This is a genomic window from Micromonospora sp. NPDC005174, from assembly GCF_040608495.1.
GTDB lineage: Bacteria > Actinomycetota > Actinomycetes > Mycobacteriales > Micromonosporaceae > Micromonospora.
Map to the genome: position 1 here is coordinate 205,501 of NZ_JBEXIJ010000004.1, position 21,759 is coordinate 227,259.

The 21,759-nt window shown below is 72.1% G+C and carries 21 protein-coding genes and 1 pseudogene; 12 read left to right on the forward strand and 10 right to left on the reverse strand.

Features of this window, described 5'->3' with window-relative positions; genetic code table 11:
* Positions 1–10 precede the first annotated feature (10 nt).
* Positions 11–673 (forward strand): tetratricopeptide repeat protein, encoded by a 663-nt coding sequence (locus ABZU91_RS07390; protein WP_355235356.1) that lies wholly within the window; start codon positions 11–13, stop codon positions 671–673.
* 5 nt (positions 674–678) lie between these two features.
* Here ABZU91_RS07390 and ABZU91_RS07395 read toward each other — a convergent pair whose 3' ends face one another.
* On the reverse strand, positions 679–1,431 hold the full coding sequence (locus ABZU91_RS07395; RefSeq protein ID WP_355235359.1) for a TIGR03089 family protein: 753 nt from the start codon (positions 1,429–1,431) through the stop codon (positions 679–681).
* Positions 1,432–1,577: 146 nt separating this feature from the next.
* On the opposite strand from ABZU91_RS07395, the gene ABZU91_RS07400 reads away from it, so the two are divergent.
* A complete protein-coding gene (locus ABZU91_RS07400; RefSeq protein WP_355235362.1) occupies positions 1,578–2,681 on the forward strand; it encodes a hypothetical protein in 1,104 nt (367 codons plus the stop codon).
* Here the strand turns inward: ABZU91_RS07400 and ABZU91_RS07405 are convergent.
* The 3 genes from ABZU91_RS07405 to ABZU91_RS07415 form a co-directional block, all read right to left on the reverse strand.
* The gene (locus ABZU91_RS07405; protein ID WP_355235365.1) at positions 2,665–3,543 is read right to left on the reverse strand and encodes a hypothetical protein; all 879 of its coding nucleotides are present in this window, start codon (positions 3,541–3,543) and stop codon (positions 2,665–2,667) included. The two genes, ABZU91_RS07400 and ABZU91_RS07405, sit on opposite strands and share 17 nt — an antisense overlap.
* Positions 3,544–3,548: 5 nt before the next feature.
* Positions 3,549–4,067, reverse strand: a complete 519-nt coding sequence (locus ABZU91_RS07410; RefSeq protein ID WP_355235368.1) for a SigE family RNA polymerase sigma factor — start codon at positions 4,065–4,067, stop codon at positions 3,549–3,551.
* 67 nt (positions 4,068–4,134) lie between these two features.
* Positions 4,135–4,503 carry a MerR family transcriptional regulator gene (locus ABZU91_RS07415; RefSeq protein ID WP_355235371.1) on the reverse strand — a complete coding sequence of 123 codons (369 nt, stop codon included), beginning with the start codon at positions 4,501–4,503 and terminating at the stop codon, positions 4,135–4,137.
* 58 nt (positions 4,504–4,561) lie between these two features.
* On the opposite strand from ABZU91_RS07415, the gene ABZU91_RS07420 reads away from it, so the two are divergent.
* The gene (locus tag ABZU91_RS07420) at positions 4,562–5,488 is read left to right on the forward strand and encodes an NAD(P)-binding domain-containing protein (protein ID WP_355235374.1); all 927 of its coding nucleotides are present in this window, start codon (positions 4,562–4,564) and stop codon (positions 5,486–5,488) included.
* A gap of 291 nt (positions 5,489–5,779) precedes the next feature.
* Here ABZU91_RS07420 and ligD (ABZU91_RS07425) read toward each other — a convergent pair whose 3' ends face one another.
* Both ligD (ABZU91_RS07425) and ligD (ABZU91_RS07430) read right to left on the reverse strand, forming a co-directional pair.
* Positions 5,780–6,697, reverse strand: a complete 918-nt coding sequence (gene ligD / locus ABZU91_RS07425) for a non-homologous end-joining DNA ligase (RefSeq protein WP_355235376.1) — start codon at positions 6,695–6,697, stop codon at positions 5,780–5,782.
* Positions 6,687–7,628: a non-homologous end-joining DNA ligase gene (ligD, locus tag ABZU91_RS07430; RefSeq protein ID WP_355235379.1), complete on the reverse strand. Its 942-nt coding sequence runs from the start codon at positions 7,626–7,628 to the stop codon at positions 6,687–6,689. Before ligD (ABZU91_RS07430) ends, ligD (ABZU91_RS07425) begins: the two co-directional genes overlap by 11 nt.
* Before the next feature lie 85 nt (positions 7,629–7,713).
* On the opposite strand from ligD (ABZU91_RS07430), the gene ABZU91_RS07435 reads away from it, so the two are divergent.
* The 6 genes from ABZU91_RS07435 to ABZU91_RS07460 all read left to right on the forward strand — a co-directional run bounded on the left by ABZU91_RS07435 (position 7,714) and on the right by ABZU91_RS07460 (position 13,045).
* Positions 7,714–8,736, forward strand: a complete 1,023-nt coding sequence (locus tag ABZU91_RS07435; protein ID WP_355235382.1) for a Ku protein — start codon at positions 7,714–7,716, stop codon at positions 8,734–8,736.
* Positions 8,737–8,806: 70 nt separating this feature from the next.
* Positions 8,807–9,445, forward strand: coding sequence for a DUF4241 domain-containing protein (locus ABZU91_RS07440; RefSeq protein WP_355235384.1), 639 nt, complete (start codon positions 8,807–8,809; stop codon positions 9,443–9,445).
* A gap of 101 nt (positions 9,446–9,546) precedes the next feature.
* Positions 9,547–10,260, forward strand: coding sequence for an FKBP-type peptidyl-prolyl cis-trans isomerase (locus ABZU91_RS07445; protein WP_355235758.1), 714 nt, complete (start codon positions 9,547–9,549; stop codon positions 10,258–10,260).
* Between the two features lie 190 nt (positions 10,261–10,450).
* Entirely contained in the window at positions 10,451–11,275 is an 825-nt protein-coding gene (locus ABZU91_RS07450) for a hypothetical protein (RefSeq protein ID WP_355235761.1), read from the forward strand.
* Positions 11,276–11,307: 32 nt separating this feature from the next.
* Positions 11,308–11,961 (forward strand): HAD family phosphatase, encoded by a 654-nt coding sequence (locus ABZU91_RS07455; RefSeq protein WP_355235387.1) that lies wholly within the window; start codon positions 11,308–11,310, stop codon positions 11,959–11,961.
* A 73-nt stretch (positions 11,962–12,034) separates the two neighbouring features.
* Positions 12,035–13,045, forward strand: coding sequence for an NADPH:quinone reductase (locus ABZU91_RS07460; RefSeq protein WP_355235390.1), 1,011 nt, complete (start codon positions 12,035–12,037; stop codon positions 13,043–13,045).
* A 186-nt stretch (positions 13,046–13,231) separates the two neighbouring features.
* Here the strand turns inward: ABZU91_RS07460 and ABZU91_RS07465 are convergent, their stop codons facing one another.
* Positions 13,232–14,866, reverse strand: coding sequence for a fatty acid--CoA ligase (locus tag ABZU91_RS07465; protein WP_355235764.1), 1,635 nt, complete (start codon positions 14,864–14,866; stop codon positions 13,232–13,234).
* A gap of 71 nt (positions 14,867–14,937) precedes the next feature.
* Here ABZU91_RS07465 and ABZU91_RS07470 point away from each other — a divergent pair, with 71 nt between their 5' ends.
* Positions 14,938–15,429 carry an NUDIX domain-containing protein gene (locus tag ABZU91_RS07470; protein ID WP_355235393.1) on the forward strand — a complete coding sequence of 164 codons (492 nt, stop codon included), beginning with the start codon at positions 14,938–14,940 and terminating at the stop codon, positions 15,427–15,429.
* A gap of 185 nt (positions 15,430–15,614) precedes the next feature.
* Here ABZU91_RS07470 and ABZU91_RS07475 read toward each other — a convergent pair whose 3' ends face one another.
* Complete coding sequence (locus ABZU91_RS07475; RefSeq protein WP_355235395.1) at positions 15,615–17,291, reverse strand: MDR family MFS transporter; 1,677 nt, start codon at positions 17,289–17,291, stop codon at positions 15,615–15,617.
* A 175-nt stretch (positions 17,292–17,466) separates the two neighbouring features.
* Positions 17,467–17,859, reverse strand: a pseudogene (locus tag ABZU91_RS07480) (DJ-1/PfpI family protein); the annotation flags it as partial.
* Positions 17,860–17,986: 127 nt separating this feature from the next.
* On the opposite strand from ABZU91_RS07480, the gene rfaE2 reads away from it, so the two are divergent.
* Both rfaE2 and ABZU91_RS07490 read left to right on the forward strand, forming a co-directional pair.
* Complete coding sequence (gene rfaE2, locus ABZU91_RS07485) at positions 17,987–19,783, forward strand: D-glycero-beta-D-manno-heptose 1-phosphate adenylyltransferase (protein ID WP_355235398.1); 1,797 nt, start codon at positions 17,987–17,989, stop codon at positions 19,781–19,783.
* Positions 19,780–20,655: a glycosyltransferase family A protein gene (locus ABZU91_RS07490; RefSeq protein ID WP_355235401.1), complete on the forward strand. Its 876-nt coding sequence runs from the start codon at positions 19,780–19,782 to the stop codon at positions 20,653–20,655. Before rfaE2 ends, ABZU91_RS07490 begins: the two co-directional genes overlap by 4 nt.
* On the opposite strand, the gene ABZU91_RS07495 is transcribed toward ABZU91_RS07490, so the two are convergent.
* Positions 20,645–21,751 (reverse strand): glycosyltransferase family 9 protein, encoded by a 1,107-nt coding sequence (locus ABZU91_RS07495; RefSeq protein ID WP_355235404.1) that lies wholly within the window; start codon positions 21,749–21,751, stop codon positions 20,645–20,647. The two genes, ABZU91_RS07490 and ABZU91_RS07495, sit on opposite strands and share 11 nt — an antisense overlap.
* Positions 21,752–21,759: the final 8 nt, after the last annotated feature.

The following is a 21,759-nucleotide window of genomic DNA, read 5'->3' on the forward strand; positions in this document are numbered from 1 at the left end:
GGGGGCGGCGGTGCAGGCCGAAGATCGCATCGAACGGGCCAGGACGCTCTACGAACGGGCCGTGTACAGCGGCGATGCCCGCGTACTGGCGGACGCCGAACGGGACCTGGACGCCGTGGAGGCCGATGCCGCGCTGGCCCGCGGGCGGATCCTGCATGCCCGTTTTCTCGGCGAACGCGCCCGCAGCGGCACCTCACCCGTCGAGGACCCGGCCGAACTGCCGCTGTTCGAGCGTGCGAGCGAGCTGTACCAGTCGCTCGCCGACACCCGCGGCCAGGCCGAGGCGCTGTTCTGGATCGGCTGCCTGCACCAGATCGTCCGGCGCGACAACGAGACCGCCGTTCCGTACCTGGATCGGTCCCGTCAGTTGGCGGCGCAGGTCGGCGACCGGTCGACCCAGGCCGAGGCACTGCGTCACCTGGGCATCGCGGCGCACATGGCCGGTCGGCTGGAGGAGGCGCGCGAACGCCTGGAGGAGTCGTCGCGGCTACGCCGGGAGGTGGGAGCACTGCCGGGCGTGGCCGCCAACATGGTCGGGCTGGCCTACGTCGCCGCCGCCCAGGACCGCCATGCGGACGCGCTCGCGACCCTCGACGAGGCGGCCGCCATCGCACAGGCGCACGGCGCCCACGTCATCGTTCGACAGGTCGAAGAGGCAAGATCCCACATCTAGGCGGGTCAGAGGATTCGGGTGACCTGCTCGGCGGCGACGACCGCGTCCCGGCGCGCGGGGTCGAGGTTGGCGCTGATGACCACCGACGCGCCGGCCGAGAGCGGCGCGAGCAACCACTTCAGCGGCTGCTCGTGCTCGGCCGCGTCGACCAATAGCCGGTCGCCGGCGCGCAGGTCGAGCATCCCGGCGACCTCCCGGGCGAGCGCTCCCCACTGCCCGTAGGTCGTGCCGTCCGCGCTCGCCGGGTCCGACGGGCGGATCGCGGTGTGGTCGGGCGTGACGCCCGCATGGCGAAGCACCTCGGCGGACCAGTCCAGCCAGCCCAGCGGCACGTCGGCGAGCCGGCCCGGCCCGGTGCCGACCAGGTAGCGGTGCGGCGCGTCCGGCACGTCCTCCAACCAGTCGTTCTGGCGCTCGGGCGTCACGAAGACCGCGTCGAACGGCCGGTCGCCACCGGGCTCCAGCACCGGCAGGCCCGCCGTGGCGCGCGGCCGGAACGACACCGCCAGGCCGCACGCCCACGCGCCCAACAACACCGCGGCGGTACGCCAGTGCGGCGGCAGTAGCACCGCTACGCGGCTGCCGGGACCAAGCCCGCAGCCGTCCCGCAGCAGGCTCGCGCTGCGCGCGGACCAGGCGCCGACCTGCTGTGTCGTGAGGTCCACGCGTTCACCGGTCGCCTCGTCGCGGTAGCTGAGCAGCGGGATCTCGGTGGCGGTGGGCGGGACCGACTCCTCGGCCGTGGCGTGTGGCTGCATCCGCGTGCTCCCGGTGGTGACGACGTCCGCACCACCCTACGCAACGACTTTGGTCGCCGTCGTCGTCGGCCGATGGCCGTAGCGCCTGGCCGGGTGGCCCGCGCACGGTAACCGGCGACCCCCGACCGAGCAGCCGAGGAGCGTCCGTGCCGACCGAACCCGATTCCGCCGACAACTCCGGCGCGCCGCAGGCCGCCCCCGACCTCGCCGACCGTCCGCCGCTGCGCCGGCGGCTCGTGCCGGTGGTGGCATTGCTGCTGCTCGCGCCCTGGGCGGCCGAGTGCTCGTGGGGCGGCTTCGCCATCGACGACTTCCTCCCGGTGATCATCGCCTTGGGCCCGATGTACGGCGGGGCCGCGATCCTGATCCGGGAGACCGCCCGACGCCTCGGCGCGGGATGGCCGACGATCGTGCTGCTCGCCGCCGCGTTCGGGGTCCTGCAGGCCGGTCTGGTGGACCAGTCGCTGTTCAACCCCGGCTACCTCGACGACACGCAGTACGCCGACACCCGAGCCGCCGCCGAGGCGTCGCTGGTGCCGGGGCTCGGGTTCAGCCTCCGGCAGGCGTACGACTACGTGGGCAACCACATCCTGCTGACGATCTGCGCGCCGATCGTGTTCGTCGAGTCGTTCCTCGGCGCGAAGCGGCGACGCCAGCCGTGGCTCGGGCGACCCGGGCTGGCCGTGGTCGGGGTGCTCTACCTGCTCGGCAGCCTGCTGGTCTTCGCCTCGCCCGAGGGTCGCAAGAACTTCCTGGCCAGCCCGCTGCAACTGACCTTCGCCACGGCGGTCGTCCTCGCCCTGGTCGCGGCGGCCCTGCTGCCCCGCTGGCGTCGTACCCACCCCCGCCGCGCCCGCCGGGTGCCGCACCCGCTCTGGGTCGGCCTGCTGGTGTTCCTCGCCCATTTCTTCACCGACGTGACGCCCGGCTGGGCAGGGGTGCTCGTCGCGCTGGCACTCGCGGCGGCGGTCGGCGCACTTGTCGCGTACTGGTCGAGGGGCGCGCGCTGGGGGCAGCGGCACGTACTCGCCGCCGCCTCGGCGAACGTGGTCAGCGCCGCCGCCTTCGCGTACCTGGTGCCGCCCTACTCCCCGGCGAGTCCGGCGGCGGCCCTGGCCGGCGACGTCGCGGTCACCGTCGTCACCGTGGCCCTGGTCTGCGGCGCGTGGTGGCGGCTGCGCCCTGCCACTTCCGGCCCGGCGTCCACAAGCGTGGACGCCGGGCCACCCGCCGCTACTTCGACATCATGACGATGTCGGTCGGGCGTTCGACCTGCACCGGGACGCCGTAGTCGAACAGTTGAAGCGTCGAGGTGCCCGTCCCCTGGTCCAGTCGGCCCTTCGCCGTCGACTGCCAGCTGAAGGTGAGCGCCACCATCGCGATCCGGCTGTCGCGGTCCAGCGTGACGTCCCCGGCCGTGCTGGTCGACCCGTCCCGATCCGCCGTCGTGTACGCGAAGTGCAGTGTGCCGTCCGGGTTCTCGGTGACCGTCGCGTTCGCGCTCCTCAGCGCCGCGAACAGGGCGGCCGGGTCGGGTGCGGCGGCGCCCAGCACGGCATTCCCGTCGCCCTGTAGCGAGAGGCGGTCGTACCTACCGGGGTACTGCCCGTAGCGGCCGTACGTCTCGCCCGGCCCCTTGTCGGCCGGCAGCTCGCCCTGCGGCCGTTCCGCGCCCTCGTAGCGGGTGCCGTCGATCAGCAGCTCGACCTGGATGGAGTCGTCGTGCGGCACGCGGACGTACCCGGTGGCGGTCCTCGGGTCGAACGCACCCTCGTACGTCAGCCCACCCGGGCCCGAGTTGGTGAGGCGCATCCGGTAGCTGATGTTCTCGCTGGCGGTGGCCGCCGAGACCAGGCGCAGCGCCGGCGGGACCGGCTGTGCGGCCTGGGCGGTGACGCCGGGGCGCTCGGGTGGGGCGTTCGTCGTCACGGTGACGGCGGTGCCGACGCCCAACGCCAGCAGTGCGCAGGTCGTACCGGCCAATGCGGTGGCCCGGCGGCGGCGACCCTGCCGGCCGCGCTCGATCAGCGCCCGCACGTCCGGGGCGGAATCCGGTTCGCCGTCCACGAGGTCGTGCAGTCCGCGTACCAGACGGTCGTCGATGTCGTTCATGACTGTCACCTGCTCACCGAGTCGAAGGAGTTGTCCAGGAGGTGTCGCAACGTGCCCAGTGCGCGGGCGTTCTGGCTCTTGACCGTCCCCAGTGAGCAACCCAGCACCTGGGCGACCTCGCGCTCACTCAGGTCCTCGTAGTGACGCAGCACCACCACCGCGCGTTGCTTCGCCGGCAGCGCCAGCAGCGCCCGGCGCAGGACGTCGGCGTCGGGGTCGCCGCCGTCGCCCAGGGCGGCCCGGTCGGGGACGTCCGCGACGAGGCTCTCGCGTCGGCGTCGCCGCCAGACCGAGGTGTGGTTGTTGACCAGCGCCCGGCGCAGATAGGCGTGCGGGTCGTCGAGCCGGGACAGCCGCCGCCACCGCTCGTAGACCCGGACCAGGCTGTCCTGGAGCAACTCCTCGGCCCGCCACCGGTCGCCGCAGAGCAGCATGGCCAGCCGGATATGTCGCTCCCACGCCACCTCGACGAACGCGACGTAGGACCGGTCCGTCGCGGACAGGGGTTTCTGTTGGTCGGTCACGCCCCTACCACGCGGCGACCCCGCAGAAGGTTGTCGCGGCGGCCACCCTTCACAGGCCGGACGGTGTTCAGAACTGGTCGCGGGCCCGGGCGCCGGCCTGGATGAGCCGGTCCAGAACCGCGCGAGCACCGGCGAGCTGGTCGATGGACGTGGTGATTCGATCGCGCTCCACCGCGAGAGCGTCGAGGAGCTCGGGGCAGGTGGGAGCCAGCACGGTGGCGTCATCCGGGATGCAGGGAAGGATCTCGGCGATCGCTGCGGTGTTCAAGCCGGCGGACAACAACAGTTGGATGTGCCGCACCACCCGCAGCGCCTGGGGGTCGTAGTGACGGTAGCCGCTGGCGAGACGGGCCGGTCGCAACAGGCCCTGCTCCTCGTAGTAGCGCAGGGCGCGTGGGGTGGTGCCGGCCTCCCGCGCCAGTTCGCTGATCCGCACACCGACAGCAGATCAGGGCTTGACCTTCACGTCAACGTAAAGGTTTAGCGTCGTCGCTGTGACACACCGCAACCTGGACGATCAATCCGCCGCCGTCGCCGTCCTGGGGCTCGGCCCGATGGGCCGGGCGCTGGCCGCTGCGTCGCTCGCCGCCGGCCACCCCACCGTGCTCTGGAACCGCTCACCCGCCAAGGCGGCCGCGTTGGTGGCCCAGGGGGCGATATTCGCTCCGACGGTGGCCGAAGCCGCAGACCGGGCATCTGTCGTCATCGCCTGCGTCATCAACTACGAGGCGGTCCGCGCCATCCTGTCGGGGCTCAAACGACCGCCGAGCGGGACGTTCGTCAATCTCAGCAGCGGGCACGCCGCCGAGGCGCGGGACATGGCGGGCTGGGCGGCGCAGCGGAATGTCAACTACCTGGACGGCGCCATCCTGACGCCCGCGCCGACCATCGGGACAGCGGCCGCGACAATCCTCTACAGCGGTTCGCGAACCCTTTTCGACGAGAGCCTTCCCTGGCTGGAGAGCTTCGGTGGCACCAACGCCTACCTCGGCGCGGATGCCGGGACGGCAGCAGCGTACGAGATGGCTCTGCTCGACCTGTTCACCATGTCCGTCGGCGGGCTCGCGCACGCCTTCGCCCTGGCCATGACCGAAGGGATCGCCCCGACCGCGTTCGCTCGCTTCGCCAGAGGAATCGGTGGCTTGTTGCCCGACATGGCCGACCGGTTCGCCGATCAACTCACGTCCGGGTCCTTTGCCGCCGACATCTCCAGCATCGCGTCGGCGGGCTCAGCGGTCGCGCACGTCCGCGACGCCGCGGCCGTGCGCGGTGTCGACCCCGCGCCACTACAGGCCGTGCAATCGATCATCGAACGGGCCATCGCGGCGGGCCACGGAGGCGACAGCTACGCCAGGCTGGCCCGGTCGCTCGTCCCAGCCCATCCGGCAGGGGCGGCAGGGGCGGCGGAGGCGGCACGCTGATCTCGGTCGGCGGAGGGCCGCATACCGCGACTTGCACGTGCGGGGCCGCCCCACCTTCGCGTCCTTTGCTCTGCTTCAGCCAAGGAAACACACACGCTCCGTGCGGGCACACCTGGGCGCTCATTCTCGCCAAAGATGCAGAACAGCAGGTAGACGCCGGTGTTTCCTCGGTTGAAGCAGAGCAAAGGGGTCGAGCAAGGTGGGCGGGGGCAGCGGAGGCGATCACACTGAGCGACAGGTGGCGACGGTGCCGGTCGCGCACCTGTGGGCGACCCGAATGACCGGGCTGGGCTAGCGTCCGCCGGGCAGTTCCGGGCCGCCATCGAGGAGCGCGGCCAGCAGGTCGCCGTACTCCTCGACCCGGTCCAGGACCTCGGCGGCGGTGAACTGGCGGACGGCTGGCTTCCGGCCGCGCGCGCCGGCCTCGACCTCGTCCCACGTCAGCGGCGTCGAGACCGACGGCGTCCGCTGGGCGCGCAGAGAGTACGGCGCGACGGTGGTCTTCGCCGCGTTGTTCTGGCTCCAGTCGATGAAGGCCTTGCCGGGGCGAAGGTTCTTCGCCATCTTCGACACGATCAGCTTCGGGTGGGCCTTCTCCAGCTCCTGGGCGACCCGACGCGCGTAGGCGGACACGTCGTCGGCGGACTGGGTGCCGGCGATCGGGCAGCAGAGCTGCATGCCCTTCTTGCCGGACGTCTTCGGGTACGAGTCGATGCCGTCGTCGGCGAGCCGGTCACGCATCAGCACGGCGACCGGGCAGCACTCGGCGAGCCCGGCGGGCGGCCCCGGGTCCAGGTCGACCACCATCATGTCCGGGTTCTCGTCGACCTTCCACTGGGGCGTGTGCAGTTCCAGCGCGGCGAGGTTGGCCAGCCAGACCAGGGTGGGCAGGTCGTCGGCGACCACGTAGTCGATGGTCTCCCGGCCCTTGGTCGACCCGGGCGCGGGCAGCGTCTCGACGCGTACCCAGTCCGGGGTCGCGGCCGGTTTGTTCTTCTCGAAGAAGGACTTGTCGTCGACCCCGTTGGGAAAGCGGATGCGGGTGACCGGCCGGTCGGCCAGGTGCGGCAGCAGCACCGGCGAGATCCGGGTGTAGTAGTCGATCACCTCGCCCTTGGTGAAGCCGACCGCCGGATAGAGCACCTTGTCCAGGTTGGACAGCTCAAGCGCGCGGCCCTCGACGTCCACCCGCAGCTTCTCAGCCGGCATCGTCGACCTCCTCCGGCGGCTTGTCCGGGCGCAGGCGCAGCACCCGGGGGAAGCGCAGCCGGCCGTCGGGAGTGCGCTGGCCGTACTTCACCTCCACCACCACCCGTGGTTCTACCCAGATGGCGCCCCGGGCATCCTCGCGCGGCACCCCGGGCGCGAACGGTGACGCGCCCGAGCGCAGCGGCTCCAACTCGGCGAGGAGCTGCCGTTCGATGGCCGCCCCGATCCCGCCACCGACCCGACCTCGGTAGATCAGCCGGCCGTCCGGGCCGGGCACCCCGACCAGGAGCCCGCCGATGCGCCGCGCGCCCGGCCGCCAGCCCCCGATCACGAAGTCGCCGGTCACCTCCAGCTTGACCTTCACCCAGTCGGGGGAACGCACCCCGGGGCGGTAGACCGCGCCGACCCGCTTGGCCATCACCCCCTCCAGGCCGTGCTCGCCGGCCGCCTCGTACGTCGCCGGACCGTCGGCGAACATCGGCGGCACCGCCCACCGCGCGCCGCCGAGCGCGAGCGCGTCCAGGGCCTCCCGGCGGCGCTCGTACGGCCAACCCGTCAGGTCGTCGCCGTTCAGCCGCAGCAGGTCGAAGATCATGTACGTGACCGGCATGACCGCCGCCAGCCGGGCCGCCTTGTTGCGGTCCCGCACGTGCATCCGCTCGGCCAGCGCCGTGAACGACGGCTGCCCACCCTCGCCGAGCAGCACCACCTCGCCGTCGAGCAGCGCGTCGTCGACCTGCTCGGGCAGGGTGGCCAGCTCCGGGTAGGCGGCGGTGATCTCCACGCCGGAGCGGGCATACAGGTGCTGGGCTCCGCCGGAGATGTCGGCGAGCGCACGGACGCCGTCCCACTTGAACTCGTACGCCCAGCCGTCACCCGCCGGGAGCGGCCCGGTCATCGCGAGCATCGGCTTGAGCGGCGCGCCGGGCACGACCCGACTGTAGTAGCAGGCCGAACACCTCGCGTCAGGTTCTTCCGGATGCGAGCATGGTCGATACCGGGGAAGGGAGCGCAGGATGCGTGCCATCTGGAAGGGAGCCGTGTCGTTCGGGCTCGTCTCGATCGGGGTGAAGCTCTACTCCGCCACCGAGGAGAAGGACATTCGGTTCCACCAGGTGCACCGCGAGGACGGCGGGCGCATCCGCTACAAGCGCACCTGCTCGGTCTGCGGCGAGGAGGTCACCTACGACGACATCGCCAAGGGCTACGACATCGGCGGCGGCGAGATGGTGATCCTCACCGACGAGGACTTCGCCGACCTGCCGCTGACCAGCTCCCGGGCGATCGACGTGCTGGAGTTCGTTCCCGCCGAGCAGGTCGACCCGATCCTCTACAACAAGGCGTACTTCCTGGAGCCGGAGGGCACCGCCACCAAGCCGTACGTGCTGCTGCGCGACGCGCTTCTCGACTCGGAGCGGGTGGCCATCGTCAAGGTGGCGCTGCGCCAGCGCGAGCAACTCGCCACGCTGCGGGTCCGCGAGGGTGTGCTGCTGCTCAACACCATGCTCTGGCCGGACGAGATCCGTAACCCCGACTTCGGATTCCTCGACGAGGACCTGAAGGTCCGTCCCCCGGAGCTGGCGATGGCCAGCTCCCTGATCGACTCGATGACCGGCGAGTTCGAGCCGGACGTCTTCACCGACGACTACCGGGCCGCGTTGCAGGAGGTCATCGACGCCAAGGTGGAGGGTCGGGAGGTCGTACAGCCGGAGGAGGCCGAGCAGGCCCCGGCCGCGGCAGTGGATCTGATGGCCGCGCTGAAGGCATCGGTCGACCGAGCCCGGGCGGCCCGCGGCGAGCAGCCCTCCCGAGGGGGCGGCGGCGAACCGACGCCCATCTCGTCAGCCCGCTCGGCGCAGAAGGCCGCCGAGAACAAGGCCGCCAAGGCGCCCGCGAAGCAGGCCGCGACGAAGAAGACCGCCGAGAAGAAGGTGGCCGAGCCGGCGAAGAAGACCGCCGCCAAGAAGACCCCCGCGAAGAAGGCCGAGCCCGCGAAGAAGACCGCAGCGCGCAAGACCACACCCCGCAAGAGCGCCTGAGGTACGCGGCACCGCCGGTGTCCGCCGCACCGGGTACGCTCCGCCGGCCGTCGGCCACCGGAGGAGACCCATGCCGTACACCCCTGACCTGGACCGGTTGTTGACGCCCGGGGCGCGCTTCACCGACCAGCACGGCGCGTACCTCGTCGAGCCCCACCCGGTGGGCGACGTCGTCCTGCCGACCGGGCGGGTCGTCGGATGCGATCCGCTGGTCTGCCCGGAGGCCGAGCCGTACACGGTCGAGGTGACGCCGGGGCGGTACCGCGCCCGCGCCTGGGTGGCCGTGGTGCTGCGGGAGGACGCCGAGGTGGACCGGCGGGTCGCCGCGCTGGAACTGGTGATCTCCGACGAGCCGACGACCCGCTGGGAGCCCGCCATCGTGGGCGACCAGGACGTCGCCGCGCTCGGTGCCGACGACTACTTCGGGTACGGCGTGGACGCCGGCGCCGGCACCCTGGCCGACCCGACCGCGCTCGCCGCCCTGGAGAACTGGGACGAGGAGCGGATCGAGGACGTCTTCATCCCCGCCGAGCTGCCGTCGTCACCGGTTCCGGGGCTGATCACGGCCGTCCTCGACGAGGCCACCGGCGCGAACGTCGTCACCGTGTCCACGGGTTGGGGGGACGGCTGCTACGGCACCTGGATCGGCCGGACCGCCGACGGGCGGCCCACCTCGTTCGTGACCGACTTCATGGTCATCCCGGAGTAACGCCCCGGCGAAGGTGCTCCTGGGCGATCCGAGGCGTCCGGGGCGGGCACGGCGGGCCGCTGGGCGGGTACCGTGTGCGTCGGCTTTCCCCCCGGCACCGGGTGCCGGCCACACCTTCGCAGCAGGGAGTCGACGACGTGAGCGAGCGCACGCAGGAGAACCGGTCGGAGGGCCAGAGCCCGGCGACGAAGGCGGGGCGGCGGCTGGCCGCCCAACTGGCGGCGCAGAAGGCGGCCGAGGCCAAGCGCCGCCGCCAGGCGTGGGCCGGTGGGCTCGCCGGTGTCGCCGTGATGGCGCTGCTGATCGGCGGTTTCGTCTGGATCGACAGCAACCGGGACGACAAGCCCTCCACCGCCTCCGGCGCCAGCCCGTCCGCCTCCGCCGCGGCCCCGGACGCCCCCACCGCGCCGCCCGCACCGCAGCTGCCCGAGGGCTCCGACCCGGCGCTGGGCACCAAGCCGACGGTGAAGGCGGGCACCGGCGAGCTGAAGAAGCTCACGGTCACCCCGGTGATCAAGGGCACCGGCCCGGCGGTCAAGAAGGGGCAGAACATCACCACCAATTACGTGGGCGTCTTCTACAAGGACGGCAAGGAGTTCGACTCGTCCTGGAACGCCGGTCAGCCGGCCACCTTCCCGATCGGTGTGGGCCAGGTCATCCCCGGCTGGGATCAGGGTCTGGTGGGCGTGACCGTGGGCAGCCGTGTGCAGCTCGACATCCCGGGCGAGCTGGCGTACGGCAACGACGAGGCCAAGGCCGGCGGTCGTCCGACCGGTCCGCTGCGCTTCGTGGTGGACGTGCTCGCCGCCCAGTGACCCGCCCGGATCGTCCCGGTTGTCGCCGCGGCGCGATGGAGTTGTTCACATGGGGCTTCCTGCCCGTCACCCTCCGGCAGTAGGTTCGGCGTCACCCCGGGCGGCCCGCCGTCCGGGGTGACCATGCGGACGCGGAACGGCGGAGGTGCGTGTGACGGCGCTGGACGAGCCGGGGCGGACCGCCCGGGTGATGTGGACGTACTTCGAGCCGGTGCACGCGGTCACCTACTTTCACCCCCGGGCCCGCGCCGCGTACGAGGCTGTCGGGTTGCGCGGCTACTGGCGGGGCTACTTCGCCGGCCGTACCGCGCCGCTGGGCGCCGCCGAGGCGCCTCCGGTGATCGCCGCGTTCTTCAGCTTCGCACCGCCGATGGTGAGCCGGGCGCTGCCGGCGATCTGGCAGCTCGCCGCTCCGCAGGAGGCGCTGCGCGCCCGGCTCACCGGCGCGGTGCAGGCTCTCGCGGAGCTGACCTACGAACTGCCCGAGGGGCACCTGGCCGAGGCCGCCGACCTGTTGGAGCGGGCCGCCTCGGCAGCGCAGACCGCCGGTCGGGTGCTCGGCGCGGCCAACGCGGCGCTGCCGGTCGGGGAGTACCCCCTGGCCCGGCTCTGGCAGGCCGCCACCACGCTGCGCGAACTTCGGGGTGACGGGCACATCGCCGCCCTGGTGGCCGCCGGCCTGGACCCGGTGGAGACGCTGGCCTGGCGCGTGGCGGTGGACATGTCGGCCCAGAGCCTGCTCGGGCGGGGCTGGTCCGAGGAGCAGTGGCGGGCCGCCCGGGAACGGCTGACGCGGCGCGGCTGGCTGGCCGGGGACGGCACGCCCACCGAAGCCGGCCGTGCCGGGTTCCAGGCGATCGAGGATGCCACCGACCGGGCCGCCGGGCATCCGTGGCGGGCGCTCGGCCCGGACGACACCGGACGCCTGCGTGACCTGCTGGAGCCGATGGCCCGGGCCTGCCACGGGGTGATCCCGCCCGACAGCCCGATCGGGCTGCCCGCGCTGGCCGCCTGACCGGCGGCCCCTCCGTCGGGCAGGATGGGCGCGTGGTGGATGCGGTGGTCTTCGACCTGGACGGCGTGATCGTGGATTCCGAACCGGTGTGGGAGGAGGTCCGGCGGGCGTACGTGGCGGCACACGGTGGCACGTGGCAGCCCGACACCCAGCGCCGGTTGATGGGCATGAGCACCGGCGAGTGGGCGCACTACCTCAGCGGCGAGTTGGGCGTGCGGCGCACCGCCGAGCAGGTCGCCCACGAGGTGGTGCGGGAGATGGCGCAGCGCTACCGGGAGCACGTGCCGCTGATCGACGGCGCCGACGCCGTGGTGCGCCGGTTGGCCGCGCGGTGGCCGCTCGGGTTGGCCAGTTCGTCGCCGACGCGGCTGATCGCGGCGGCGCTGGACGCCACCGGCCTGACCGACGCGTTCGGCGCGACCCTGTCCACCGAGGAGACCGAGCGGGGAAAGCCGGCACCGGACGTGTACCTGAGCGTGGCGCAGCGCCTCGGCGTCGACCCGGCCCGCTGCGCGGCCGTGGAGGACTCGTCCAACGGCGTGCGTTCCGCCGCGGCGGCGGGGATGCGGGTGGTGGCGGTGCCGCACGGGTCGTACCCCCTCGATCCGGACGCCGCCGGGCTCGCGGCCGTGACGCTCGGGTCGGTCGGTGAGTTGACCCCCGAGCTGGTGGACGGTTTGGCATGACGGGAACGGTGCGGGGTACCGCAGCAGACGGCACGCCGGCGGCGTGCCGCGCCGGCCAGCGAGGGGATCACTGATGAAGGCCATCGTGTACGAGCGCACCGGCGACCCGTCGGTGCTGGAGCTGGTGGATCGGCCGGTGCCCGAGCCGGGTGCGGGCGAGGTGCTGGTCCGGATGGCGGTGTCGGGTGTGAACCCGACGGACTGGAAGTCGCGGCGGGCCTTCCCGCCGGACGGGTGGCAGATCCCGGGGCAGGACGGCGCGGGCGTCGTCGAGGCGGTCGGCGAGGGCGTCGACCGTGAGCTGATCGGCGAGCGGGTCTGGATCTGGGAGGCGGCCTGGCAGCGGCAGTGGGGCACCAGCGCGGAGTACACGCTGGTGCCGGTCCGGCAGGCGGTGCCGCTGGGCGACGCCTCGTTCGAGCTGGGTGCCAGCCTGGGCATTCCGTTCCTCACCGCACACCGCTGTCTGACGGCCGGCGAGTTCATGCCGGACGCGTTGCGCGCCGGCGCGCTGGCCGACCACGTCGTGCTGGTGCAGGGCGGCGCGGGCGCGGTCGGCAACGCGGCGATCCAGCTCGCCCGCTGGGCCGACGCCACGGTGATCGCCACGGTGAGCAGTGCCGAGAAGGCGCAGCTAGCGGCGGCGGCCGGCGCCTCGTACGTGATCAACTATCGCGAGCAGGACGTGGTCGAGGAGGTCGGCAAGATCGCCCCCGACGGGGTCCACACGATCGTGGAGGTCGCCCCGGCGAAGAACTCGGCGATGGACGCGCAGATGATCCGCAACGGCGGGGCGGTCTGCGTGTACGCCGACAACGGCGGAACCGAGATGACGCTCCCGATCCGACCGCTGTACGTGGTGAACGCCCGGTGGCAGTTCGTGCTGGTCTACACCGAGCCGAAGGCGGCCAAGGCGCAGGGCGTGGTCGACGTGGCGGCGGCCGCCAACCAGGGCGGCATCCGGGTGGGCGCGGATGCCGGCCTGCCGCTGCACCGCTACCCGCTCGCCGACACCGCTGCGGCGCACCAGGCGGTCGAGGACTCGGCGGTCGGCAAGGTGCTGATCTCCACCAGCGACGCCTGAACGGGTCGACGGACACCCGATTTCCCCGTCACCGGGACAGAGGCGAACAATTTTCGCAACAATGACGGTGCGGGGTCACCCGCATGGAGCGGGCGGCCCCGGCGCGGTGCGAACGCCGGGGCCGCCCTCTGGGGAGGAATGTCAGGAGTACTCCTCTGCCCATAGGCGACGGTGCCCGTTGAAACGTTACGGTGCTGTCAGCTCCCGGACACTGAGCTCACCTTCGGCGTACCGCGAACGGACGACTTTCTTGTCGAACTTGCCCACGCTGGTCTTCGGCACCGTGTCGATGAACGCCCACCGCTCGGGCAACTGCCAGCGTGCCACCGAGCCGGCCAGGAAGTCCCGCAGCTCCTCGGCGGTCACCGAGGCGCCCTCCCGGACCACCACGGTCGCCAGTGGCCGCTCGTCCCACCGCTCGTCCGGTACGCCCACCACGCAGGCCTCCAGTACGGCCGGGTGACCCATCAGCGCGTTCTCCAGCTCCACCGACGAGATCCACTCCCCGCCGGACTTGATCACGTCCTTCGCGCGGTCGGTCAGCGTGATGTACCCGTCGGTGGAGAGCGTGCCCACGTCGCCGGTGCGCAGCCAGCCGTCGCGGAACTTCTCCGGATCAGGGGCGTCCTCACCGACGTACCGGGCGGTCACCCACGGCCCACGGACCTCCAGCTCGCCCACGGCCGTGCCGTCGGCGGGCAGCGGCTCGCCCGACGGCCCGACGATCCGCGCCTGCACGCCGGCCGGCACGCGGCCCTGCGTGTAGCGGTAGCGCCACGCCTCGTCGCCGGACACCCCGGCGGGCGGACGCGAAACCGACCCCAGCGGCGACATCTCCGTCATCCCCCAGGCGTGGATGACGTCGATCCCGTGCCGCTCGTCGAACGCGTGCATCAGCGCCGGCGGACAGGCCGACCCGCCGACGATCACCTCGGTGAGCGACGAGGTGTCCACGTCGTGGCCGTCCAGGTAGGCCAGCAGGTCGGTCCAGATGGTCGGCACCGCGCCGGCCAGGGTGGGCTGCTCGGCGGCGATCATCTCGGCGATCGGCGCGGCCTGGAGGAACCGGTCCGGCATGATCAGTGACGCGCCGGAGAGGAACGCCGCGTACGGCAGACCCCACGACATGGCGTGGAACATCGGCACGATGGCCAGCTCCCGGTCGGTCGGTCCGAGACCGAAGCCCTCCGGCATGCAGACCTGCAACGAGTGCAGGTAGATGGACCGGTGCGAGTAGGCGACACCCTTGGGGTTGCCGGTGGTGCCGGACGTGTAGCAGAGCGCCGCGGCATCCCGCTCGTCCACCTCCGGCCAGTCGTACACGTCGGGCCGGTCGGCGAGCAGCGCGTCCCAGTGGTGCACGGTGATCCGGTCGCCGGCCGCCTCCTCCAGCGGCGTCGGATCGCCACCGCCGACCACCACCACGTGCCGCACGGTGGCCAACTCGCCGATCACCCGGGCCAGCAGCGGTATGAGCGTGCTGTCGACGAGCACCACCCGGTCCTGCGCGTGGTTGGCGATGTACACGACCTGGTCGGGGAAGAGCCGGATGTTGAGCGTGTGCAGTACCGCGCCCATGCTCGGCACCGCGAAGTAGGCCACCAGATGCTCGTTGTTGTTCCACATGAAGGTGGCGACGCGCTCGTCGCCGGTCACCCCGCACTCGTCGCGCAGCGCGTGGGCCAGCCGGGCCGCCACTCGGCCCACCTCGGCGTACGTCATCCGGCGGGGCTCGGCGCCCGTCCAGGTGACCACCTCGGCCGTGCCATGCACCCCTGCGCCGTGATCGAGGATCCGCGAGACCTGCAGGGGGGCGTCCATCATCGTGCTACGCATGGGTAACAAGCTAGTGTCGGCGGTCACACGTTGGGAACCCCCGTAAATTGTCGCGGGTGAGCATCTCTTGGGCCGACTCGTACGTGGGGCAGTTACGCGCGCTGGCTGGGGACCGGACGCTGATGTTCGTCGGCGCCCGTGCCGTGGTCAGTGACAACGTGGGGCGCATCCTGCTGATCCAGCGCTCCGACAACGGCCAGTGGGCCATGCCCGCCGGGGCGATGGAGTTGGGCGAGTCCATCGCCGACTGCGCGGTACGCGAGGTCCGCGAGGAGACCGGACTGCGGGCGCTACGGGTCTGCGCGTTCGCCCTCTACACCGGCCCGGACCGGACCAGCACCAACATGTACGGGCACACGTACCAGGTCTTCACCACGGCGTTCAAGGTGGAGGACTGGGACGGGCAGCTCACCCGGGTCACCGACGAGACCACCGACGCGGGCTTCTTCGCCCGCGACCGCTTCCCCGCCCCACTCTCCGCATCGGTCCTGGAGACCCTTGCCGATCTGGACGTCTTCGAGAAGACGAACCGGCTGATCCTCAAGTAGCGCGGCGGTGGCGTCCTGCTGGCGGACGCCGCTTCGGTGATGTTCAAGAAGTAGCTCTGATACGGCTGAATCGGGTGCGGATCTGCTGATGAGCGTGATGCCTCTCAGTCATCAAGATGACTGAGAGGCATCACGCTCATTCGGGAGTTGCCCGCCCTGGCGGAGAGGCCCGGGCGAACGCGCGGTCAGATCATCGTCTGGGACTTGGCCTCCATGTCGGCGGCGGCCTCTTCCTTGGACTCGCGGGTCAGCGGCTTGCCGCCCGGTGCCGGCGCCTCGCCGCCGAGCGGGTCGGCCCCGCCCTTGGCACCCTGCGGGCCGGCACCCCGCAACTCGCTGTTGGGCATCGCCAGGGTCACCAGCACCGCCACGATGGCGACGAGCCCTGCGGTCAGGAAGACCAGGTGCAGCGACTCCACGAACGACGCCTGGATGGCGGCCCGGACGGCACCGGGCAGCGCCATGATCGTCGCGGGGTCGTTGATCGAGATGTTCGTGCCGCCACTCGCCGCCACCGCGGCCCGCTGCTCCGGTGGGAGCTGGGCGATCGCACCGGGCAGCCGGTCGGCGAGCTGCGAGTTGAGCCGCGACGAGAGCACCGTGCCGAGGATCGCCACCCCGAACGAACCACCCAGCGACCGGAAGAACGTCGCCGACGAGGTGCCGGCACCCAGGTCCCGGACGGAGACCGCGTTCTGCACCGCGAGGACGAGCGACTGCATGCACAGGCCGAGGCCGACGCCGATCACCACCATGAAACCGAACGCCACCCAGAGCGACGTACCCACCTGCAACCGGGTGAACAGCAGCATGCCGACCAGCAGGGTCGCCGCCCCGGCCACCGGGAACCACTTGTAGCGGCCGATCCGGCTCATCGCCCGACCGGTGACGATCGAGGTGACGATGATGCCCGCCATCATCGGCAGCATCAGCAGACCGCTGCGGGTCGGCGAGGCGCCCTTGACGATCTGGAGGTACAGCGGGATGAAGATGATCGACCCGAACATCACCAGACCGAGCACGAAGCCGGCCGAGTTGGCCAGGGCGAAGGTGGCGCTGCGAAACAGCCGCAGCGGCAGGATCGGCTCGGCGACCCGCGCCTCCTGGAGCACGAAGAGCGCGGCCAGCACCGCACCGGCGACGAAGAGACCGATGATCAACCCGGAACCCCACGGGTACTCGTTGCCGCCCCAGCTCAGCGCGAGCAGGAGGCTGCTCACCCCGGCCACCAGCAGGCCGGCGCCGAGCCAGTCGATCGCGTGGTCCCGGCGCTCGAACGGGATCAGCCGCATCACGTGGTAGCAGACCACGATGGCCAGGATCGCCAGCGGCACGTTGATGTAGAAGATCCATCGCCAGTCGGTCTCGGCGAAGTATCCACCGACCAGCGGGCCGGCCACCGACGCGATGCCGAACACCGCCCCGAAGAGGCCCTGGTAGCGGCCTCTCTCCCGGGGTGAGACCACGTCCGAGATGATCGTGAACGCCAGCGTCAGCAGGCCGCCGGCACCGAGACCCTGGATGCCCCGCGTGATGATCAGCTGGGTCATGTTCTGCGACAGCCCGGCGAGCAGCGACCCGAGCAGGAACGTGCCGATCGAGAAGAGGAAGACCGGGCGACGCCCGTACAGATCGGCCATCTTGCCGTACAGGGGCGTCGAGGCGGTCGAGGCGAGCAGGTACGCCGTGACCACCCACGAATAGTGGTTGATGCCGCCCAGCTCACCGACGATCGTCGGCAGGGCCGTACCGACGATCGTCTGATCGAGGGCGGCGAGCAGCATGCCGGTCATCAGGCCCAGCATGAGGAGTCTGATCTGCTGGCGGTTCAACACCGGTGCAGCGGAGGCGTCGGCAGTCATACGTCCTTCTATCCGCCACACCCCAGAACATGCACGCAACCCGCGCCCATATCGGCGTTGATCATGAAGTTATTGCCCTGACACGCCGAACTCGACGGCAATAACTTCATGATCAACGGGGTGAAGCGGGGTCGGGAGGGGGCGGGAGGGGGAGGGGGCGTGGGGGGAGGGGTTAGGAGGTGATCCGTCGGCCTCGGACCACGTCCGCCTCGATCAGCGTCCACGGGCCGTGGCAGATCACCCCGACCGGCTTGCCAGCGTCGAAGAACGCCTTCACGAACCGCACCGCGTCCGGGTCCGACCGCAGGAAGTCCGGGTTCGCCACACCGCCGGGGAGCACCAGCGCGTCGTATCCGGCGGCGTCCGCCTTGTCCGCGGTGACGTCGACGTCGTACGTCTTGGACTGGTCGAGGTGGTTGAAGGACTGGATGGAACCGGGCTTGAGCGAAACCAGCTCGGCCGTCGCGCCGGCGTTCTCGACCGCCTCGCGCGGCTGGACGTACTCGACCTCCTCGACGCCGTCGGCGGCCAGGAAGGCGATCCTCTTGCCCTGCAATGTCGCTGCCATGTCGGTACATCTCCTCTCGGGGGTACGTCAATGTCCTTCCCGCGCCCTACCGACCGAAACACCCCACGACGGGCATCACGCCAGCGGCCCAGGTTTGTCCCGAGGGCCGCTGGGGACCCGGGGAGGCATGGCAGGAGCAGCAGCGGAACAGCGCAGGCTCGCCACCGTCGTGGAGAGCTGGCTCGGGCGTCCCGTCCTGATCGTCGGTGACGCCATGCTGGACGAGTGGCGGTTCGCCGATTCCGACCGGCTCTGCCGGGAGGCGCCCGCCCCGGTCCTGACCCTGCGCCGGCGGATCTCCGCAGCCGGCGGGGCCGCGAACACCGCGGTCAACGTCGCCACCCTCGGCGGTCGGGCCGTCCTGGTCGCGCCGGTCGGCGCCGACGTGGCCGGAGACGAACTGCACGACTGTCTGGACCGGGCCGGCGTCTGGGACCGTACCGTCAACCAACCCGGCAGGCCCACCCCCGTGAAGCGGCGGATGCTGGCCGGCAACCAGATCCTGCTCCGGGAGGACTCCGGCGACCCGGACGACGCGCTCGACCCGGAGGGCGTGACCCGGCTGCTCACGGCGCTGGACTGCGCCACCGAGGAGCTGCGCGCCGCCGCCGGCGGCGAGGCGCCCACGCTGGTGGTCTGCGACTACGGTCTGGGAGCACTGCCCGCGCCGGTCCGCGCGTGGCTGGTCGAGCACCGCGAGCGGTACGCCACGGTGGCGCTGGACGCCCACGACCTCGCCGACTGGCGGGGGCTCGCGCCGACAGTCGTCACCCCGAGTTTCGCCGAGGCCACCCGGCTGCTGGCCCGCGCCGGTGGCGCGACCCGTCCGACGTCCGGTGCCGACCTGCACCTGGAACACCCCGACAACGATCCGGCCGACGGGCCGTCCGAGCTGAGCGTCGGGGCAGCCCCGGGCGGGGCCCGCGCCGACGACCGACCCGGTCCGGTCGGCGAGCCCACGCCGGGCGAGAGTCGGGTGGCCCTCACCGGCGACGGTCTCAGCGTCACCGGCACCGGCGTCACCGTGAACACCGAGGCCGGCGCGGGCGTGGACCGGGCCGTGCTGGCCGAGTCGCGCCTGGCCGAACTGCACGCCCACACGGGCGCCGACGTCGTCGCGGTGACCCTGGACACCGACGGTGCGGTGGTCGGCGGCGCGGACGGCGAGCGGCGGCGCAGCCACAGCACGCCGGTGCCGGCGAGTCACGCCGTGGGGGCGGGAGACGCGTACCTGGCGGCGATGACCCTGGCCCTGGCCGCCGCCGCGCCCCTGCCCACCGCCGCGCAGCTCGCCCAGCTCGCGGCCACCATCACGGTCTCCGACACCGGCACCTGCGTATGCCTGCGCGACGACCTGCTCGCCGCCCTCGACATGCCGCCGGAGGCCACCGGGCACCCGGCCGTGGTCGGCACCGACGAGTTGGACGCGATCGTCGCCGAACACCGCGAGGCGGGACGGTCGGTGGTGTTCACCAACGGCTGCTTCGACGTGCTGCACCCCGGGCACGTGCGCTACCTGGAGCAGGCTCGCGCCCTGGGTGACCTGCTCATCGTGGCGGTCAACTCGGACGCCAGCGTCCGCCGGCTCAAGGGTCCGGACCGGCCGGTCAACCCGGTCGAGGACCGTGGCACCCTCCTGGCGGCGCTGTCCTGCGTGGACCACGTGGTGGTGTTCGAGGAGGACTCGCCCGCCGCGCTGATCGAGGCGGTCCGGCCGGACGTCTACGTCAAGGGCGGGGACTACCCACCGGAGCTGGTCCCGGAAGCGCCGCTGGTGCGGCGGCTGGGCGGCCAGGTGCGCACCCTCGGGTACGTGCCGGACCGGTCCACCTCCGCGATCATCGAGCGAATCCGGTCACACGGTCAGGACCCGTCGTCTTACGCCTCCGACCCGTCGCTGAGCACCCGCACCCAGTCGTCGTGAACCGGCCCCTCGACCTCGGCACCCCGGCGGAGTTCCGCGCCGACCGGCTGGTCGACGTGCTGATCCCGACCCGTAACCGGCCCACCGAACTGGCGGTCACCCTGGCCGGGCTCGCCGCGCAGGAGGGGGTGCCCGGCTTCGGCGTGGTGGTCAGTGACCAGTCCGACTCCGAGCCGGCGTACGCGCACCCCGCCGCGGCCACCATGGTCCGGGCGCTGCGGCACGGCGGCCACCCGGTGCTGCTGACCCGTCGGCTGCCACGCCGGGGCCTGGCCGAGCACCGCGCGTACCTGCTCGCCGCGTCGGCCGCCCGGTATGTGCTCAACCTCGACGACGACGTCTGGCTCGAGCCCGGGGCGTTGCGCCGGCTGGTCACCGCGATCGGGGAGCTGGGCTGCGGGTTCGTCGGCAACGGTGTGCACGGCCTGTCGTACACCGACGACGTACGGCCGGACACGCACGGGCACTACGAGGAGTGGACCGGGCCGCCCGTCCCGGAGCGGGTGCGTCCGGGCACCCTCGAATGGGACCGCGCCCGGATCCACTCGGCGGCCAACCTGCTGCACGTCACGTCCGCCGTGGGACTTCCGCCGGGCGGGTGGCGGGCGTACAAGGTGTCCTGGATCGGCGGGTGTGTGCTCTACGACCGGGCCAAGCTCCTCGACTCCGGCGGGTTCGACTTCTGGCGTCGGGTGCAGGAGAGACACCAGGGTGAGGACGTGGCCGCCCAGCTCGCGGTGCTGGCCCGGCACGGCGGGGCGGGCATCCTGCCCAGCGGCGCGTACCACCTGGAGACGCCCACCACGGTCACCGAGCGGGACGTGGAGGCGTGGGAGGTCGTCCTCGCCGACGAGGGCCTGACTACGGGTTGAGCAGTTCGCGGGCCGCTTCCCGCACCTCGGCCACGGGGACGTCCGTGACGAACGAGTCGCGGTGCGGGCACTCGCCGTCGCCCGGCCGGTGCGGGTAGATGCCCGGCGTGCAGTCCACGCCGCACACCGGGCAGTGCACCATCCAGGAAGCGATCGGCCGGTGCCGGCCCCGCAGCGGGTTCGCCGTGTTGATCAGGTTGCCGACCCAGAAGATGCCCACCGTGGGAGCGCCCACCGCGGCGGCCAGGTGCAGCGGACCGGTGTCGTTCGAGACGACGAGCGCACAATCGGCGTAGCAGCCGGCCAACGCGCCGAGGCTGAGCGTGCCCACCTGCGGCCGTACCGGCACTCCGGCCGCCGCGACCACCCGGTCCACCACCTCCCGCTCCGACGGCGTACCGGTCACCAGCACCTCGTAGCCGTCGTCGTGCAAGGCGCCCGCCACCTCGGCGAACCGCTCGGCCGGCCAGCGTCGCCGGGTGTCGCTGGCACCGGGATGCAACGCCACCCGGGGTCGGTCAGGCGGACCGAGCACCCGCTCCGCCTCCGCCCGGTCGGCGTCGGTGACCGCCAGCGTCGGCACGATCGTGGTCGCCGGAGCGCCCACCAGGGCCACCGTCTCCAGGTAACGGATCACCTCGTGCTGGTAGTACACGTAGCGGACCCACCGGTCCAACGGCGGCGCGTCCTCGGCGCGCAGCCCCACGGTCACCCGGGCACCGAGGCGGCTGATCAACGGGTTCGAGTTGGCGCCCCCGCCGTGGATCTGCACCGCCAGGTCGAAGCCCTCGGCACGGGCCGCCGCCACGAAGTCGTCCATCGTCGACGGCGACTCGTCCGCCTCCGGCTCGCGGATGCCCGGGCCCGGCGGCACCACCAGCACCCGGTCCACCGGGCCGGGCCGGTCGCGCCAGAGCTTCGCGTGCCACGGCGCACCGAGCAACACGATCTCCGCCGAGGGGTACGCGGCACGCAGCGCGTCCAACGCCGGTAGCACGAAGATGAAGTCGCCAAGGGCGTTGGCGCGCAGCACCGCGATCCGCCGCACGTTGTCGACTCGCCCGGCCGTCGGGCCGAGCAGGGACGGGGTGACCACGCGGCCCG